Origin of the sequence: Sporomusa aerivorans (assembly GCF_041428895.1) — a bacterium.
In the GTDB taxonomy this organism is placed as follows: domain Bacteria; phylum Bacillota; class Negativicutes; order Sporomusales; family Sporomusaceae; genus Sporomusa; species Sporomusa aerivorans.
On the sequence record NZ_CP156926.1, the window covers coordinates 6,236,565 to 6,253,594 of the forward strand.

Here is a 17,030-nt window from a genome sequence, read left to right on the forward strand (position 1 = left end):
ATGTCATATTTTGTAGAAACAAAAAACAAGCCATTACGGGCTTGCCTTTAGAACACCTTAACCCTCTTGAAGTAAGGCGGTTTTGATCTATCAAAAGATTTATCTTTGTCTATAGCATATGATTCTTTATGAGCTTTAGATACACGCTCTTTCTCCATAGACTTCATCCAGTTGTCAAGAGCTTCTTTGCGGAATAAGATGCGTTTTGCGCTAAGTTTTACTCCAGGTATTTTCCCTTGTTTGAAATCCTGAAGTAACTTGGTATAGCTTATGGTTCCCTGAAAGTATTCTGTGACAGCTTCCTTGGCAGTAAACATAGCTTTTTCCATTTGTAATCCTCCAGCATTATAATGAATTCTTGGATTCCTCTTTTAGATATTGCTTAAAATAATAATCTTCATCGACAGGTTCATCATTCGAAGTATTCTGGATGTGCCAAAGCCCAATTATAAATTACTAAATGTAATGCCTTGCGTGCCTCAAGAGATGGCTTATTTCTCTTAGTGATAATGTAAGTAGATTCTTTCGTTTGCTGTGATTGCTTTTCTATACCTAATCGCTCCCTATAATTGATTTACTGCTATCATTTCCAGCATTCAGGATGAGCAATGATCCAATTGTAGATAACCAAATGTAAGGCCCTAAGAGCTTCTGGTGATGGCTCATTTTCTTCTATAATAATATACCTAAATTTCTTCTTCTGTTTCTTCTGTTTCTTCTGTTGATCCAACTTTTTATTCATCTCCTAATATTGTAACTTTCGAATCATTATACATTAAGCTGGTACCGTCAAGATAGTTTCGCAAATTCGTTTGCAATCCATATTAAATAAAATCAGTCAGCACTAAAACCCGACTCAAGGTCGGTAGTTTCTAAGTGTTTCATATTCATATACTTTTTACTGCCCCACTGGGTTCCGGCAACGTGACGAAGGCGGGCGCAGACTAACATGAGGGCAGATTGGCCGTCAGGAAACGTGCCGACTACTCTTGTCCGGCGCTTAATTTCTCGGTTCAAGCGTTCAATCACATTGTTCGTACGAATTCTTGTCCAATGCTCATAAGGAAAGTCTGTGTAAGTGAGCGTTTCATCAATGCTGTTTTCTATCTTAGTGGCAGCTTCTTTGAGCTTCATTTCTCTCAGGGATTGAGCGACCTGTTTGGCCTTTTCTTTGGCAGCAGATTTGCTTTCCTGGGCATGAATTGCTTTAAGCATTTTAGCTACTAGTTTGACTTTGGATCGAGGTACTACTGAAAAGACATTCCGATAGAAATGGACGGTGCAACGCTGATATTTGGCTTCAGGAAACACGTCGTATACCGACTCCAACATCCCTAGGCATTTGTCTCCTATAACCAGATTTACACCAGTTAGGCCACGGTTTTTTAGCCATTTGAAGAACTCTGTCCAACTGGCTTTATCCTCTTTCATACCTTCGGCAGCGCCCAGAACCTCACGATAACCCTCTTCATTGACTGCGATTGCCACAAGTACACTCACATGCTCATATTCACCGCCCCAATTGCGGCGCAGATAAATTCCATCCACATAGATATAGGGATATTTCTGGCCCTGTAAGGGGCGGTTTCTCCACTCTTCTATATGGACATAGGCTTTCTTATTTAACTCGCTGATAGTCGACGGAGATACCTTGGTTCCCCACAAAGCTTCTGTAATATCCTCCACTCGCCGGACGGATACGCCGGCCAGGTACATTTCAATTAGCGCTTCCTCTACGGAGCTTTCCCGGCGGCGATACCGTTCAATGATTGCGGTTTCGAAAGGAATCCCTTTGAGTTTAGGGACTTTGAGAGTCACATTTCCTGATGTGGTTGTCAGACTTCTATCGTAGTGACCGGAACGATAGCCTTGCCGAGATTCGGTACGCTCGTATTTGGCAGCCTGCGTCAGGTCACTAGCCTCCTGATCCAACAGATTATTTAGCGTTTCCTCCACGCTGCTACGTACCAGTTCTTTCAATTCTCCCTTGATGATTTCCTCATTCAACTGTATAATTTCCTTGGACATGTTTGCAGTCTCCTTTCGGTAAATGGTGGTGTGGTGACTTCATTTTACCTTTTGGACTGCAAACTTGTCCTCTTTTTTCTTTTAATTCAATTTGCGAAACTTATTGTACATTATCCATTAAGCTTCCCCTCAAGTATTAACCTATAAACTACATCACTTAATGCCTTGATTGCCTCTTGCGATGGCTCGTTAAGTTTTACAATAGTATATGCGAAACTTGGCTTCTTTCTCTTGATCTTCACCTGTTGCCTTACCTTCGGTTTTACTTTAGGTACTTGTATTGTATTTTCCGTCAACATTATGCACCCCCCTTATGCTTTTTCTTGTGTTTAAACAAAATTAAAACCCCCAAGGCGTAAACCTTGGGGGCGAACAAGCGATGTATAAAAGTTGTCTTAAGCAATCTTAAGTATCTCATAACAAACTCCGTAAAACTATATGTAACTACAAAGTATTATAACCAGTGTCGGCCAAAAGATCAACAGATAAACCATTAAATATGATTAGCAAAAGACTACCTCTCGGCATAGCATATGGGAATACTGAGGGGAAGCAGCAGGAAGGTTATAAGGAGTATTTTTCGGTTAAGCATTAGTTATCACCTCTGATAACAAGTCTTATTTCTTAACAAATAATAATCAAAAAAAACTCGAAAACAAAACATAGTTAGTGGAATACCCCAAAAATGCTCATTTGACCAAAAAATAGTTCCGATTTTTCCATTTTCATTATACTTATCTGCTAATAAAACAAGTGCCGCTACGAAAGCAATAAAATTGAATACAAACTTAAAGACATCTTCTTTTTCAATTATATACTCTTTTGAAAAATAAAACAGTAAATAGGTTGGCATGATAGGTAACAATACTATAAGTGTTATTCCTGTTATTGATGCAGTCGGATTTGCTAGTTGATTGTTATAAGTCAAACTTTCAATAAATCTAAGGGTATAGTATATTATCATCAATGAAGCAAAATTTATCATGATAAGATAAAACCCTGATATTGCTATATCAACCCATAGAAACTTTAAAGTATATTTTGGTTTTTCTAAATCTTCTTTAGATGAAACAGTTTTTTCCTTTTGTATCTTACTAATATTTCTTTTGCTTTTAAGTAACTTCCAAATTTGCCAACACGGATAAACTTCTTTTTTGTCTATGTCCAGAAAAAAGTATTTATATTGAAATGAATATGTAGTATCCATAATAAAAAACTTTAGTAAAATTATACTACTATCACTAACACTTTTTAATTCATTTATTAATTCATTATCAGATACTTCAAATTCAATACTTTCCGATGTATTTAAAGTAATTGGCAATTGTCTACCAAAGAAATTATATGTAATTAATCTCATTCCTCCCCAAGTCTTAAAACTGGCTTCTTTAATACTTATAGGGATTGCTTTTTGATTCACGGCGACAAATATTAAGGAAAAGTTTGATAAACTAGGATAAAAAGGCGGTTTCTTTTGCAATAATATTTTTAGTTTAGGTTTATTTTGTTGAAGTGCGAATATGATCGCTAGTAATGTTCCGATGGCTCCAACCCATTGTCCTATTGCTCCCACGGCATTCCAATCTATTCCCAAAATTATTTCCCCTTCCAAAACAAATACATTGCAGAAAAAAAGCATTTCACTTTTTATCATAGAAGTATTCTATTGTCTATTTTTGTCAAAATTAGGGTACATATATTTTCAGCAGAATTTTTCTAAAATCTTTTCAGAGGATTGCCTTTAGTTCTTACCTATCGAATAGCCTATAGAAAAGACACCTGTACACCCTTAGATATTTCAGGTGAATTTTTGGCGCTAAAACTGAGCGTTCATTATACGCCCGTTACCTTGTCAGGAAAAGTGCCTTTCGGACTATAAGAACCCACCTAGGGTACTATAGCCAGCCGATACAAAAGAAAAAACAGAGGATTAGTCCCCTGCCCTATCTATAGTCCTACCTGTGATGCTGCATTATGCTTAAACAATGTTGCGTCTTGTATATATCCCCGCATAACTACTAAAGATTTATGTCCTGATTGCTTCATAATACTTCTTTCGTCTGCCCCACAATCAGCAGCAGTAGTTATAAAGCCTGATCTTAAGCTATGTCCTGAGTATTGACTAGCGTCTAATCCTGCCGCCTCTGCAAGTTTCTTAATGATTAACGCGACAGCCTTATCAGTCATTGCATTAGGTTGTACTTGACTATGCCTATTGATACTTCTAAAGATTGCACCTTGAGTTATTCCCGATGCATTCAACCAATCAAGCAATGCTCTTACGGGACATGTATCAGGATTACTGCCGTAGGGTATACCTTTCTTAATCCCTTGGCCTTCCTGGTCTGTCTTGCTGTGTCTTAAGGTTATCGTAAGACCATTTCTATCAAACTTAGTATCTTCAACAGTTAAACTCGCAAGTTCTGACCTCCTGAAAGCTCCAGCAAATCCAATGAGAACCAATGCTCTATCACGAATATCAATAAGTTTATCTGCTCCAAGAGTACCAAGCATTAGCTTTACATCATCAATAATAGCGGCTTGCTTCTTGTCCGGCATTGTGCCTTTCTCTCGCTTAATACCCTTGAGTAATGCTTTAATTGCAAATGTCTGTGTAGGAGTATTATATCCTGCTGCCTGATGTGCCTGACTAATTGCACTGATCCTTCTATTGATAGTCGATACCTTTTTATTCTCGGCTAATTCGGTTACATACTTAATGATTGTCATTTCATCGGCAGGTAAAGCCTTTAGGTTATTAGTTGAGCAATAGGTAACAAAATCAGTCCAATCAGATTTATAAGACTTGACTGTGTTACTTGCTTTGGATTGCTCAATATAACTTTTAGCTTTTTCCAAAAGTACCTCCGATGAAATTCCGTTGACAACCTCTACTAAATTAGCCATTAGATTTACCTCCTGTATCGCCGTTCTGAGTTCCGATAAGTTTCTATTATCGGAAGTTAGAATCTACCTAAATAATACCAAATCAGGAGGCTAAAGTCAAATGATTTTATGCTGTAAAATAAAAAATATCCCCATCCAAATACATGAGCAGGGACATAAGATATTTAAAAGTACAAATAATACCCTTTACGCTTTTAACAGATAATGTAATTCTCGTAAACCTAGTATTTCTATGGGTTCTCAGGCATTACTCATACGTATGCATTAATTAACGTCAGATTTCCATATGTTTTCTATAGTCCAGCGCATGGTATAAGCCTATAGATTTCATATGGTACGGGACTTTTTATGTCCCTCTATATCATACAGTCACCACTTATACACCGCATAATTATTATAAATACGGATGGTAGCGTGCATAAAGAGCGCAAAACTATTCTATGGGTGATTTATGTTATGAATATACTTAAGATATCTATAATAAACACATGACAAGACCCGCGACAATTAATATTCGCGGGTTTCAACATGTAGCTACTATAGGGTTCTTAAGATAAGGTTAATGTCATCGCTATCGCGCTGCCATTGGCTGCTGTAAGCAGTCAATCAAAATGCAGAGTTTTCCGCCACAAAGTGCAGAGTTTTTCAAGTAATACTTTTGCGGTGCTTTAAGCGATAACTGTCACCAGTCATATTGATAATCTCGCAGTGGTGGATTAGGCGGTCAAGAATGGCTGTTGTAATCGTTGCATCGCCAAGGAACTCAGCCCACTCGTCGAACCCTTTGTTTGATGTAATAATCATCGAAGTACGCTCGGCCATAGAAGACACAAAGCTAAAGAATAAATTAGCCTCTGCCGGGGAGAGTGGCATAAACCCAACTTCGTCAACAATCACCAGAGCAGCCTTACTTAAATATCTGAGTCGACGTTTGCTGGCTCTGGAAATTTCGGACGTTTTTAGAATCTTCATAAGGGTATCCAAGGTTTCAAACGCCACTGCATAACCCAAGTTCAGCCCCTTCACCGCCAGGGACAAAGCAAGATGGGTTTTACCAACGCCGGGAGGCCCCAACAAGCAAACATTGTATGCTTGTTCAACCCACGTCATATCACTTAGCCGCAACATCTGTTCCTTGGAAACACTGCGTTGAAAACCGAAATCAAAAGAATCCATGGTTTTCTCAGCAGGCAGGCTTGCTCTGCGGCGGCGTAGCAGATTCTGTTTTTGTACTCGAAGCCGTTGCTGTTCCAGTAAAAACAGTTCTACACTCTCCACGGGTGTTAGTGAATTTTTACCTGCAAAAAGTGCTTCAAAATCCACGGGAGTCATGCGTAAATCAGAAAGTAGTCCAGTTACCCGGTCAATTGGCCGCATCATCATCGGTCACCACTTTCCTTGGCATAGACATCAAGCGAGCGCTTTTGCGTTGTCACATGATACTTTGCATTGCTCATCGGAAGGGGCAACTCTGGCGGCTGGGGTTGTTTAAAGGCATTGTGTTCCAGATAGTCTTTTATGTAATTCGCGCTGTAAAGGTTACTGTACTGGCAAAAACCTACAGCTTCCAGGACAGCGTCTACAGCATATTGGTCGCAGAGCGTATGGATCAGCTTAAATTGATCTCTGGCATACCGGGATTTCTCTGTACGGATCGTTTGGAGAAAGTCATCCGCCTTGGCAAGAAGAAGCGTACCCAGTGCAACCTGCATCTGGTTCAGAGAGCTGGTTCTGTCGCGCTGGTGGCTTCTGCTTTGGATGAGCAGACCCCGACCGTTGGAAATGCGATGTTGGCAAATGCGATCGCCAAATACAGTCTGAATGTATAAAATGCCATCTTTGGGCACAATACAAACCTCTTTTTGCGCATTGTAAGTGCCAAGTGGAACGGAATAACGGTTGCTGTCATAAATAACGGTATTGTCCTTGCGGACAGTTCTACATAGGTGAGCGCCGTTATTTTCTGCGCAATCGACCAGCGGCCGTAAGTATTCCCGTTCTTCGGCAAATACTTCGGCAGGCACACGCTTTGTTGTTCCGTGAATTTTTGCGTTTGCGGTACGCTCCAACCAATCCAGGCAGCTGCTGTTTAGAATATCATCATCCACGTAAAGCCGGTTTTCCAGAAAATTGCCTTTCACATATTTCACGGTGCTTTCCACCTTCCCCTTGCTTTCAGGGTCAGCACCACGGCACATATAAATACTCAGTTTGCACTCCTGCCGAAGTTTTTCAAATTCATAAGTATGTATGATATCACCGGCATTTTCTGCCACGCAAACGATACTATCCTGGTCAAAAACCATCTCTTGCGGCATTCCGCCCATATACCTGAAGCATTGGTGACATACTCGCACCAAATCCGAAGCGGTGTAGGGGCGGCTCTGTAATTCGGCATATTTAAAACGGGAATGTGCCAGAACAAAAGCTGCAGCATAGACCTTGATGCGGCCACCGTCTACATTTTTCAGCCACTTCTCGCCAAAGTCTACTTGCAATTGCTGCCCCATTGGCAATTCAGGAACAGCTGCATAATCTCGTTGATTGAGTGCTTTGCGCAGATCATACTCATTCCGCAGGTTCTTTACATACCGAGAGACCGTTCGTTCGCTAAAGGTCGCGCTGTAGTGTTCTTTTAACCAATCACAAACCTGTGCTGCGCTAAGCGTAGGATAATCCCGTAGCCAGCTGATGATTGTGTCCTGGTAATCGTCTAGCAGCCTGACCTTGCAGACCGTGGCGACATTAGATTCATACTCATCCACCGTCATATTCCAGTAGCGGTCCACTGTTCTCCAGTTGATGCCAAGACTTTTCGCCACGGTATCTTTTCGGAATCCGCGTTCTTTTAGTTGATGTATTTTGCTATACACAGAATATCCCTTCATTTCTAGCAGCCTCCATACTCAGCGTGCTTCTATTGTATCAGCTGACTGGAAACTGTGTAGTTATTGGCGAAAAACTGTGTGCTTTGTGGCGAGAAAGTTTGTAGTTCTACTGGCTTAAAACTCTGTATTTTAGTTTACCATTTACAGCTGCGCCTTAAAGATTGCTTAACAAGTATAAAAGATTAATTATTGAATAGTTACACCAATATGCGAAGCATCAGTCAGACAAAGCGCTTTTCTTTGGCTGGCTGATCCCATACTCCTAACCATAGACATATCTTATAGTTATACTTAAGCCTATACTTAAGACTCCATCAATCATATCAGCAAGTCATATGTAAAATAATTCATATGTAGATTGATATATTGGTGATGTTGGCCTTAAGTTCTATCTTAAGTATAACTATAACTGATTGTTCCGCTACGCTACACAATACTTTGCCACTGTCGTGTCAAAGTCTACTTAACAATAATATATTGAATAGATTAAACTCGCTGCAGCGAGTTCGGCCTTTAGGCCGACATTAAAGAGGTATTACTATAAGATTTACTACTTGTATTGTAGCCTTAAGCTATCTATCGCTCCCTTATGTTCTCTAAAGCAATCAACAGATTGTCCAATGAAAAAATCATACATTGAATGGCCTGCTGGTAATCTTTATATAGTGATAAGTTAGCTACCTTTTAAACCCCTTTTTTATATAAGGACTATACCCTTGAAACCCTTGAAAACATTGGCTTTTTTTATAATTCCTTCCGTTTTTTTCGGAAGAAAAATCATATGTTGGATATTAATCAGCCTTTGGTACGCCTAACCATTCTTGTAATGCATGTCTCATACGCATACTTGGAACATATAAGTTAATCTCTTTGCTATCTCTAATAGCTGACCTCCAAATAAACTGTAGCATTTCACTTAGTCCCCAATGTCTATTGTCATCTCTGGTTATGCTTATGCCATTTGTTTGGAAAAACTTTTGTGTATATACATCCATAAATCTATTTGGTATATACGCTACAGCGGTCTTATTTCTGTATTCGTTAGTAGCTCTACAGTTACAAGGAGCAAAACCTTTAGTATAAGGACTTGCACTTAAGGCTTTCTTAAATTTATCATTGTTACCCAACACACAAGTCCATAGGTTATTATCACTAGGACTATTGTTTAAATCGTGTTTAAAATAAGTAACCATATTGTTCTTAAGTTCCTTTAGTTTATCACCGTTAGCTCCTTCGAACCATTTGCCACATAATAATGAAAAACCTTTCCTACCTTCTTTGGTATAAGTACCTATGTCATTCTTTTTTCCTGTGTAAATGTTTATTTTAAAGTTGCTTTTGTCTTCATTGGGATTATAGTCTGATAAGCAATAACTGTCATTATCTTTAACAACTGAGTACTTATCATAGGTCAACTCATTTAAATCAAGATAATACTTAAATACACTAACGTTAAACATATAGGTACAAACATAAGTTTCCTTGAAGTAATTAAAGATTATGCTGGGAAAAGTCCATACTAATACCTTATTATCAACTACTGCTACGCTCTTGGTTTTACATAGTTTCCTAACTCTATCATAAGCACCGCTATAGTCTTCTTTATCCCAAACAAGATATCCTGTATCCTTGTCTATGTGTGCTAGTTCTAGCTTAAGTATACTCGGCAGGTCATCTTTCTTAAATCCTTCTGTAGTAACTACTTCAAGGACTTCGTCCATGATTAATGTGTAGTTATGCTTTTGTAATGCTTGCAGTGTGTATTTATCTGTTAGCTTGAATAATGCATGAGTAGACGCTATGTTCTTACCTTGTTCTAGAAGTCTGTTCAAATCGTATAACTTAGTTTCACCTGTTTGTTTGTTAGCTGCGGGTTCAACAAAACCAGGACAGTTATCTTGTAATCTTTGGACTTCTGCAAGATACGGCGTAATGTAAATATACTTTCCATTAGGGTTATCTTTAATCACCTGTATAATATGAGATGTCTTTCCGCTACCCATGATACTGTCGATTATCTTAATCATATCTATACTTTTCCTCCAAAACGTAAACTAATTGTCAAGATTATTTTTAGCCTATAAAAAAGACGAATGACAAGAAAAGTCCTTTGATAGACTTCTCTTGTCTTTGCAATTATTATATCAAACCCATTAGCTAATATCAATTTATATAATGTATCATTCATGGTATAATTTTACAAAGAATATGTATAGGAAGGGGAAATATCTATGAGGATACTTACGATTCTAACTTTATTATTGTGCTTTGTTATTAGCGGCTGCGGAGAAAAGCCACCTGAAAACAAGCCAGTACAAAATACTCAACAAACGAAAAATATTCAAGAAAACCAAACTAAAACTAAGCCCTATGAAATTATCTATACTGTAAAAACTAAGCGTTTTGATAAAGGAATAAATTTATACGTACTAATCGAACCAGGAGATTATAGTAAAGATAGTACTAAAGAAGATATTCATGCTATTATAAATAAACTTGTGAAAGAACATGGTTCTAAGACTTCTGTAGACTTTTTTGACGATAAGAAAGCATTAGAAATTCACTATCAAAAATGGGTTACAGCCAAGTTAAATCCTACCGAAGCTGATAATAAGATTTTGGCTGAACATTATATTGCTGGCTTTAGCGGTGATTTATCAACAGGAGCTTACAAAAACACGCTAACGTATTTCCCCTCTGGAAATTCTAAAATCATAGAATACAATCCAAAATAGTATAAATAAGGGAGGCATTAGCCTCCCTTATTCTATTACTCTATTATACTAAATCAAAGTATGCCCCTTATACATTTTCTGGTGAATTCTACATTAATATACTTTGTCTTCTTCCATAAATGAATAAAGGGAGAGAGATATTTTGAACCGTAATGCCTTTTGCGGACATCAAGAATGGCTGGTACAATAAAGCCAGGAGGTGTCCAACATGAAAGGTCAGCGATTTGATGCAGAGTTCAAAAAAGATATCGTGAAACTCTATCTAAGTGGAACTCGAACCTGCCCCAGTTTGGCAGCGGAACTAGGAATTCACGAAAATACGGTCTATAAATGGATTCAACAATATAAAAGTGATCCAGAACATGCTTTTCCCGGATCAGGAAATCTCAAGCCCGATGAGGATGAAATCCGTAAAGCACAACGACGCATTAAGGAACTAGAGAGCGAAGTCGCTATTTTAAAGCAAGCAGCGGTATACTTCGCCAAAAACAGCAAATAAGATATCCGTTTATCTACCATTACCGCACCCACTATGCTGTTAGCGATTTATGCCGCATTTTAAAGGTATCCAGAAGCGGATATTACGCCTGGGTAAAAGCCGGTTGCCCGAAAGCCGGTGACCGGGATGATGTAGTAGTGGCTCATATTCGTCAGATTGAACGAGAGCATGATCACAATTACGGCGTTCAAAAGGTCTATGAAGAACTAAACGACAAAGGGATTATCATCGGGCGCAGCAAAGTACAGCGAATCATGCATGTTCATGGCATCAAAGCCCAGATCAAAAGCAAATACAAACCGCAAACCACCAAAGCAAACCCGAATGAACAAGCCTTTGACAACCTGTTAAAGCAAAACTTTGAGGTGCAAGAAATAAACAGAGTGTGGCTGGCTGACATCACCTATATCCGGGTGGGCGGCCAGTGGTGTTATTTAGCTTGTGTCTTAGATTTAGCCAGACGCAAAATAGTTGGCTGGGCTCTGGGCAGTCGCCCTACAGCAGACCTTGCTTGTAAAGCGCTTAGGATGGCCATTGTAAAAGAAAAACCTGCTGAAGGTCTCATCCATCACTCCGACAGGGGCAGTCAATACACATCGAATAAGCATAAAGACTTGCTGAAAGAACATAACATCCTTGGCAGCATGAGCCGGAAAGGCAATCCCTATGATAACGCCCCGATGGAATCCTTCTTCCGGCTTTTAAAAGTGGAGCATGTAAAAAAACGGTCCTTTGCTACGATTGGACAGGCTGCGGCCAGTATCGAGGCCTGGATCAGCTATTACAATACCCGCAGAAGGCATAGTTCCTTAGGGGGCATTTCGCCGCTATGCTACGAGATCAGAAGAAACTCGCCATTTAATCTGTCCGCGTAAGCCAATATGGTTCATTTTGCCCCTCTACCTCCACCTATTTAATGACCTTTCTCTATTAAGCAAATTTGTTAATATCTCTGGATTACTCATAAGTACCTTTCCAACCTGTTCAGCAGTTACTTGAGTTACTATAGGAGCTACTACAGTATTTCCTGCCCCACTATTGAGCATCGCAAGTATCATCTGATTCTGCTGCATCATAAGCTCATTAGCCCTCTGTAGTTCAACTATATGCTCCTGGCTCTGCTGCAATTGAACATTGGTCACTGGTTGAGTAGCTAAAGATGAATCCTTGAAGTATGGGACATAAGAACCACCCGAGGGACTTAAGTCAACACCCATTTTATCTGCAGCATACTTTAGATATGACTTTTGTTTGTCATCGTTCTTACTAATGTTGATTACAGCTTCCTCACTGCCATCTTCAGATATTGCAGCAACATGGGGAACATTAAAGACACCACCTGCGGCATGCTTACCGATACCCTTTTTGCCTGCTGTTGCTGCTGCAGTAGTGCTTGAGGTTAAACTGGTAATAGGATTTAAGACACTGACAGAAGAAGGGAATAGGGAACTTGAGGATGTGCCGCTAGCACTACCAGACTTACCGCTGAATATACCGAGGATATTGCCTAATAATGATGATTGTACATTTTGAACCTTCATAAGCCTTTGTATAGCCTCCCTTGCTAAATCGCCCCAAAGGTTTTTCCAAATGTCTTTCCAACTATCACCCTCGACAATAAGACTTGTAGTAATATCCGCTAGTTGCCCCCTAATACCTGACCAGCTATCCTTTAGATTCTTTACCTTTTTCGTAAGATTATCTACTTCCTGCTGTTGCTTTAAAAGGTCTTCTGGTGAATGGTCACTATCTTTAATCTCCTGTAGTCTCTTTTCAGCTAGCGCAAGTTCCTCCATTGCATACTTAAGGTTAATAATTCTCTTTTGTTCATCTGTAGGCGAATCACCCAAAGTAAAAATGTCATGTTCTTGCTGATATCCTAACTTTGACCTTTCACTGCTGTATAGCCGCTCTGCAGATGAAATAGTATATTTCGTAGTATCAATAGCAGACCAATTAGCTTGCTTTGCGGTATCTGCCGCTTTAGTACGTAATTGGTCTGCAAGTTCCAATAGTTTTAACAATGTACGTTCATCTTGAACATACTCTTTATTGGCCTGAATGAATGCCGCCTTTTCTTCTTTAGTCATCCCCTGCCAACTTAACCGTTGTTTCTCTAGCTGATCCTGTAGTTCATTATTGGTGTTGACCATAGAATCCGCTTGTACTTCATAATCAGAGGCCAATGATGACATCTGCATAGCTCTTGCGATTAGTTCATTAGTATGCTGGCTCATAAGCTGCAGTTTCTGTGCGACAGTTTCGCTGTTTATGCCAAAAACTTCTTCCTTTAGGTTGAGCTTATCAATACTACTAGTATACTCATCATTGGTTCTCTTAAGGTCATTATATAAGGCATTACTCTCACGTGCCATTTGTAGCCTAAAGAGTTCATCAGAACTATCTGGTGCATATTTACTGCCGGTTCCGTTTGAACCTTTTTTCTTTTTACCTTCTTCAGTATCTACTGTTCCACCACCACCACCAGCCCCCATAGGTTTAGGCTCTTGTAGTTTATATTGAGTAAGTGCTGTTTTACCTTTGCTTACCCATGTTGCAAGAGCTTCTGTTTTGATCTTGTCTGCTTCTGCTTGAGCTTTCGCTGCTTCTTTGCTGATTTGACTAGTAACCTGACTTATGTCCTGCCCTTCAGGTACTTGTATACCTGCGATTTTCCATTCATCCTTTATTTGACCTTCAGCGAGATTATTCAGGTACTTACTTTTATTACTATAGTATTTATACATGAATTTGCTGATTCTCCCAAGAGCTTCCCCTATGGCATCTGCAGCTTCCTCAAATGCATCAGCTTCATTTTGTATTGCGGTAATTCTACTCATAGCATACTCATTCGTTGCTAACGCTAATTTATATTGAGTATCCAACAGACCTTTAATGTTCCCCTGTGTCTTATCTGTAGATTCCTTATGGTTCTTCTGTTCTGTAGCGATTGCCTCAGAAATACTACTGGAAGTCTTTATGCGCTCAAGTCCAGCTTGACCAACAATAGCAACAAGTCCTTTTTCAGCTTCCCCCTGTTGTGCCAATAGTTCCTTACGCTGCGCTTCAGTTAGATTTGTAGACTGTAACTGTTCAGCAAGCATTAGATAAGCCTTGATTAGTGTCGACAAGATATTCGCTTGATATTGCATTTGGACTAGTTGCTGCTGTTTTACTTCAATGTCTGTAGCGGCCTTTTGGTTTGCTAACTCTTGAGCATTTGCAGTTTCTCCTGTGTAAGTACTGTAAAGTGCTAATACAGTTCCCCCTGCAATTAAACCTGCAATCAATAGATTAAGTCCACCTGAAGCAACTGTCGTTGCAGTTCCTAAAGCTGCCATGCTCCCGGCTGCTCTGGCTGCTGCTGTTCCTTCCGCAGTTAAAGCAACTGTTTCTGCAGTAGTTATTGCTACATTGGCTACTTTGGCTGCTCTTAAGCTAACCATAGAATTAGTTAGGAATGTTAATGCTGTTTTTACACCATAAAGCAGTACTGACCACTTAGCAAAACTCCCGGTAACACTCCATACCTCTTGTGGTATCTGCTGTAGACCAGTAATAAAGTTATGGGTATCGTTAAGCCATTCCTTTATGTAAGAACTTAAGCCAGATTGACCGATTCCCATAAATAATTCCTCAATGTCAGCTTTGACAGTAGTTGCTTTTCTGCTGATAGTATCTAATTGATATGCTATTTGGTTATCTGTTGAACCTGCACTGTTAACCGAAAGATTAAGCACCCGCAAATATTCTTGCATATTCGTAGCAAGGGCGGCAAGTTTACCAACCTGGAACTTCAATATTGTTACTCTTTTGATAAACAAAAGGATACAGTCATTTCTGCTGTACTCATGTGCTTCTTTTTAGGTTATACACATGCTCAGACTATCGCTTCGACTATAGATTATCTATAGTTCGTCCCTTCGCTTAGTCGTTCACGCTGCCATTACGCTTGCGCCCTGTTGCCCACCTCTGGGTTTCCAAGTCAATCAGAAGGGATTATATGCGGCAAGTTCTTGTTTACCGCCAGCTATATCTCTAAATGCCTCTTCCATGCTCTTTCCTGTTGCTGGAGCTTTAATCGATAGTTCTAAAAGTAAGTCAGTGATTTTCTTAAAGGACTTCTCGCCGTTTTCCCCTACTTCATACACAGATATCCCAAGTTTCTCAAATTCCTCAATCGCTTTGCTCTGGTGGATACTATTAACTATACTTTTTACCCCTTGCCCCACCGTTGCTCCGGTAAGTCCAGTAGAACGAATTATAGTTGCGTTTAGAGCTACAAGTTCATCAAAAGAGATACCTACTGTATTTGCTGCTGATGCACTTCTCATAAGGCTCTCTGCTAAGTCTTTTGCTGACGCCTGGGCATTGTGGCTAACGTTAGTTAAAGCATCCGTAGTATGTGTAGCAAAGAGTACCGCTTGCGCTTGCTGTCGATAGCTACTAATTAACCCCTCAATAGTTCTGTTGGCAGTCTCAGCATCAAAGTTATCTGCTACAGCCAACTTAGTACTAACTTCTGTTAGCTTCATTGCCTCCTGTACATCTTTATATCCTCTGCCCCATAGTTGAATACTCTTGTTAACTCCTTCGATCTCTTCACCGTATCTCTGAGCAATGCTGAAGGCATCTTTAACAACTTCATTATATGCAACCTGGCTCTTATGCATCTCGGGTAATACCGTTTGTAATGCATTGAATTGTTTCTCAAGTTCCTTCAAATCACTGAATACAGCATAAGGTATACCCAGAACCGCAAATAAAGCCATACTTCCAGCAAACCATTTAGCATGATGCTGCATACTATCTAAAGTACTATTTAATAACCCTACGTTTTTTGTTGATAACCCTACAGTTTTATTGAAATCCTTTATCTGAGCTTGAGTTACACTATATTTATCATCAAGAGCTTTCATTTTTGATCTATAGTTATCTAAAGTCTTACCACTGTCTATCCATTGTTTATGTAATAACTCTTGTTCTTTTCTTATGTTCGACAGTTGTTGAGTATAAGAATTTACCCCAAACAAACCATTATAATACGACTGCCCCTGTGCTTGCCTTATGCGTTCAGCATTCGCTAACTGCCGTCTTTCTAAAGCTGGATCACCAGTTTGTTGTCTGGTTTTCTCTTTAGCAAGAGCTTCATTTCTCTCTTGGATTGCCTTAAGTTCAGCTTTAGCAATCGCCTGTCTTTGCCTTGATTCTTCCTGCAGTGCATTATCACGGTTTCTCGCAGATAGCGACTCAAGTTCAGACAGTTGTTTCTGCAGTGTAATCTCTTGTTGTTTAAGAGCTACAACGCGTTCTTCATATTTGACTGCAGTAATATCACCTTTGTCTCTAGATTGAATCAAACGATCTCTCTCAAGATTCAACGCTTTCAACTGCTGTGTTATAGTCCTGTATTTATCTTCTGCATTACCTTGGACTTGTATATCTATGTTTATCTTTTTATATTCATCCATTAACTATCAGCCTCCATTATTTAGATAAGGGCATTTAAAAATCAAAACCCCTACAAGTGTCTAAGAAAAAACCTACAGATTTCACCATAGGCCCAAGTATGGTCTATTATTAAACCTCTCTTGCTACATCACCTGTTTGCTTTAGATAAATCTCCAGTTCCTTTTCATTTGTCTGCAGTAATTTATATTCGTCCTGAAGTGCTTCCAATCGTAGCGACTCAAGTTCAACTAGTGACCATTCCTGAGTTTCTTTAAGATATTCAATATATTTCCTTTGTTCTTCTATATCGGATTCATATGAATCAATTATGATTGCCATTATAATCCCCCTAATCGAATTGTCGGTTCCTGTTTTTGTACCTGACATCCTAACTGCTGCATATATTCAAGATACTTTTGTTCAAGTCGATAGTTAACCTTATGTATTCCACCTATCCAACATATGAATAATTGTGAAGGGGCCAGGTCGCCTAACTCGTATGTAAATATTATTGGTTCTTTT

General features: G+C 39.3%; 14 protein-coding genes. 3 read left to right on the forward strand and 11 right to left on the reverse strand.

Features of this window, described 5'->3' with window-relative positions; genetic code table 11:
• Positions 1-47: 47 nt before the first annotated feature.
• The 8 genes from SATMO3_RS29760 to SATMO3_RS29795 all read right to left on the reverse strand — a co-directional run bounded on the left by SATMO3_RS29760 (position 48) and on the right by SATMO3_RS29795 (position 9,850).
• Positions 48-329 carry a hypothetical protein gene (locus tag SATMO3_RS29760; RefSeq protein ID WP_371375060.1) on the reverse strand — a complete coding sequence of 94 codons (282 nt, stop codon included), beginning with the start codon at positions 327-329 and terminating at the stop codon, positions 48-50.
• A gap of 505 nt (positions 330-834) precedes the next feature.
• Positions 835-2,028 (reverse strand): IS256 family transposase, encoded by a 1,194-nt coding sequence (locus tag SATMO3_RS29765; protein WP_371373815.1) that lies wholly within the window; start codon positions 2,026-2,028, stop codon positions 835-837.
• A gap of 110 nt (positions 2,029-2,138) precedes the next feature.
• A complete protein-coding gene (locus SATMO3_RS29770) occupies positions 2,139-2,327 on the reverse strand; it encodes a hypothetical protein (RefSeq protein WP_371375063.1) in 189 nt (62 codons plus the stop codon).
• A gap of 299 nt (positions 2,328-2,626) precedes the next feature.
• Positions 2,627-3,622, reverse strand: a complete 996-nt coding sequence (locus tag SATMO3_RS29775) for a hypothetical protein (RefSeq protein WP_371375066.1) — start codon at positions 3,620-3,622, stop codon at positions 2,627-2,629.
• Positions 3,623-3,975: 353 nt separating this feature from the next.
• Positions 3,976-4,935, reverse strand: coding sequence for a site-specific integrase (locus SATMO3_RS29780; protein ID WP_371375068.1), 960 nt, complete (start codon positions 4,933-4,935; stop codon positions 3,976-3,978).
• Between the two features lie 645 nt (positions 4,936-5,580).
• Positions 5,581-6,318, reverse strand: coding sequence for an IS21-like element helper ATPase IstB (istB, locus tag SATMO3_RS29785; protein WP_371371064.1), 738 nt, complete (start codon positions 6,316-6,318; stop codon positions 5,581-5,583).
• Positions 6,315-7,823, reverse strand: coding sequence for an IS21 family transposase (istA, locus tag SATMO3_RS29790; protein ID WP_371371065.1), 1,509 nt, complete (start codon positions 7,821-7,823; stop codon positions 6,315-6,317). Before istA ends, istB begins: the two co-directional genes overlap by 4 nt.
• A 791-nt stretch (positions 7,824-8,614) precedes the next feature.
• Complete coding sequence (locus SATMO3_RS29795; RefSeq protein WP_371375070.1) at positions 8,615-9,850, reverse strand: DEAD/DEAH box helicase family protein; 1,236 nt, start codon at positions 9,848-9,850, stop codon at positions 8,615-8,617.
• 204 nt (positions 9,851-10,054) lie between these two features.
• On the opposite strand from SATMO3_RS29795, the gene SATMO3_RS29800 reads away from it, so the two are divergent.
• The 3 genes from SATMO3_RS29800 to SATMO3_RS29810 all read left to right on the forward strand — a co-directional run bounded on the left by SATMO3_RS29800 (position 10,055) and on the right by SATMO3_RS29810 (position 11,932).
• Positions 10,055-10,558, forward strand: a complete 504-nt coding sequence (locus SATMO3_RS29800) for a hypothetical protein (RefSeq protein WP_371375072.1) — start codon at positions 10,055-10,057, stop codon at positions 10,556-10,558.
• 208 nt (positions 10,559-10,766) lie between these two features.
• Positions 10,767-11,057: a transposase gene (locus SATMO3_RS29805; protein WP_371372588.1), complete on the forward strand. Its 291-nt coding sequence runs from the start codon at positions 10,767-10,769 to the stop codon at positions 11,055-11,057.
• Positions 11,054-11,932, forward strand: coding sequence for an IS3 family transposase (locus tag SATMO3_RS29810; RefSeq protein ID WP_371381789.1), 879 nt, complete (start codon positions 11,054-11,056; stop codon positions 11,930-11,932). Before SATMO3_RS29805 ends, SATMO3_RS29810 begins: the two co-directional genes overlap by 4 nt.
• Positions 11,933-11,956: 24 nt before the next feature.
• Here the strand turns inward: SATMO3_RS29810 and SATMO3_RS29815 are convergent, their stop codons facing one another.
• From SATMO3_RS29815 to SATMO3_RS29825, 3 genes are all read right to left on the reverse strand, one after another.
• Positions 11,957-14,857 (reverse strand): hypothetical protein, encoded by a 2,901-nt coding sequence (locus SATMO3_RS29815; protein ID WP_371375075.1) that lies wholly within the window; start codon positions 14,855-14,857, stop codon positions 11,957-11,959.
• A gap of 189 nt (positions 14,858-15,046) precedes the next feature.
• Complete coding sequence (locus SATMO3_RS29820) at positions 15,047-16,528, reverse strand: phage tail tape measure protein (RefSeq protein WP_371375077.1); 1,482 nt, start codon at positions 16,526-16,528, stop codon at positions 15,047-15,049.
• Between the two features lie 109 nt (positions 16,529-16,637).
• Positions 16,638-16,847, reverse strand: coding sequence for a hypothetical protein (locus SATMO3_RS29825; protein WP_371375080.1), 210 nt, complete (start codon positions 16,845-16,847; stop codon positions 16,638-16,640).
• Positions 16,848-17,030 lie beyond the last annotated feature (183 nt).

What these genes read in the sequence shown, in the direction of transcription:
- SATMO3_RS29820 (WP_371375077.1), bottom strand. Translation starts at nt 16,528, where the DNA reads ATGGATGAATATAAAAAGATAAACATAGATATACAAGTCCAAGGTAAT.
- SATMO3_RS29760 (WP_371375060.1), bottom strand. Translation starts at nt 329, where the DNA reads ATGGAAAAAGCTATGTTTACTGCCAAGGAAGCTGTCACAGAATACTTT.
- SATMO3_RS29765 (WP_371373815.1), bottom strand. Translation starts at nt 2,028, where the DNA reads ATGTCCAAGGAAATTATACAGTTGAATGAGGAAATCATCAAGGGAGAA.
- SATMO3_RS29795 (WP_371375070.1), bottom strand. Translation starts at nt 9,850, where the DNA reads ATGATTAAGATAATCGACAGTATCATGGGTAGCGGAAAGACATCTCAT.
- istA (WP_371371065.1), bottom strand. Translation starts at nt 7,823, where the DNA reads ATGAAGGGATATTCTGTGTATAGCAAAATACATCAACTAAAAGAACGC.
- SATMO3_RS29825 (WP_371375080.1), bottom strand. Translation starts at nt 16,847, where the DNA reads ATGGCAATCATAATTGATTCATATGAATCCGATATAGAAGAACAAAGG.
- SATMO3_RS29770 (WP_371375063.1), bottom strand. Translation starts at nt 2,327, where the DNA reads ATGTTGACGGAAAATACAATACAAGTACCTAAAGTAAAACCGAAGGTA.
- istB (WP_371371064.1), bottom strand. Translation starts at nt 6,318, where the DNA reads ATGATGATGCGGCCAATTGACCGGGTAACTGGACTACTTTCTGATTTA.
- SATMO3_RS29780 (WP_371375068.1), bottom strand. Translation starts at nt 4,935, where the DNA reads ATGGCTAATTTAGTAGAGGTTGTCAACGGAATTTCATCGGAGGTACTT.
- SATMO3_RS29805 (WP_371372588.1), top strand. Translation starts at nt 10,767, where the DNA reads ATGAAAGGTCAGCGATTTGATGCAGAGTTCAAAAAAGATATCGTGAAA.
- SATMO3_RS29800 (WP_371375072.1), top strand. Translation starts at nt 10,055, where the DNA reads ATGAGGATACTTACGATTCTAACTTTATTATTGTGCTTTGTTATTAGC.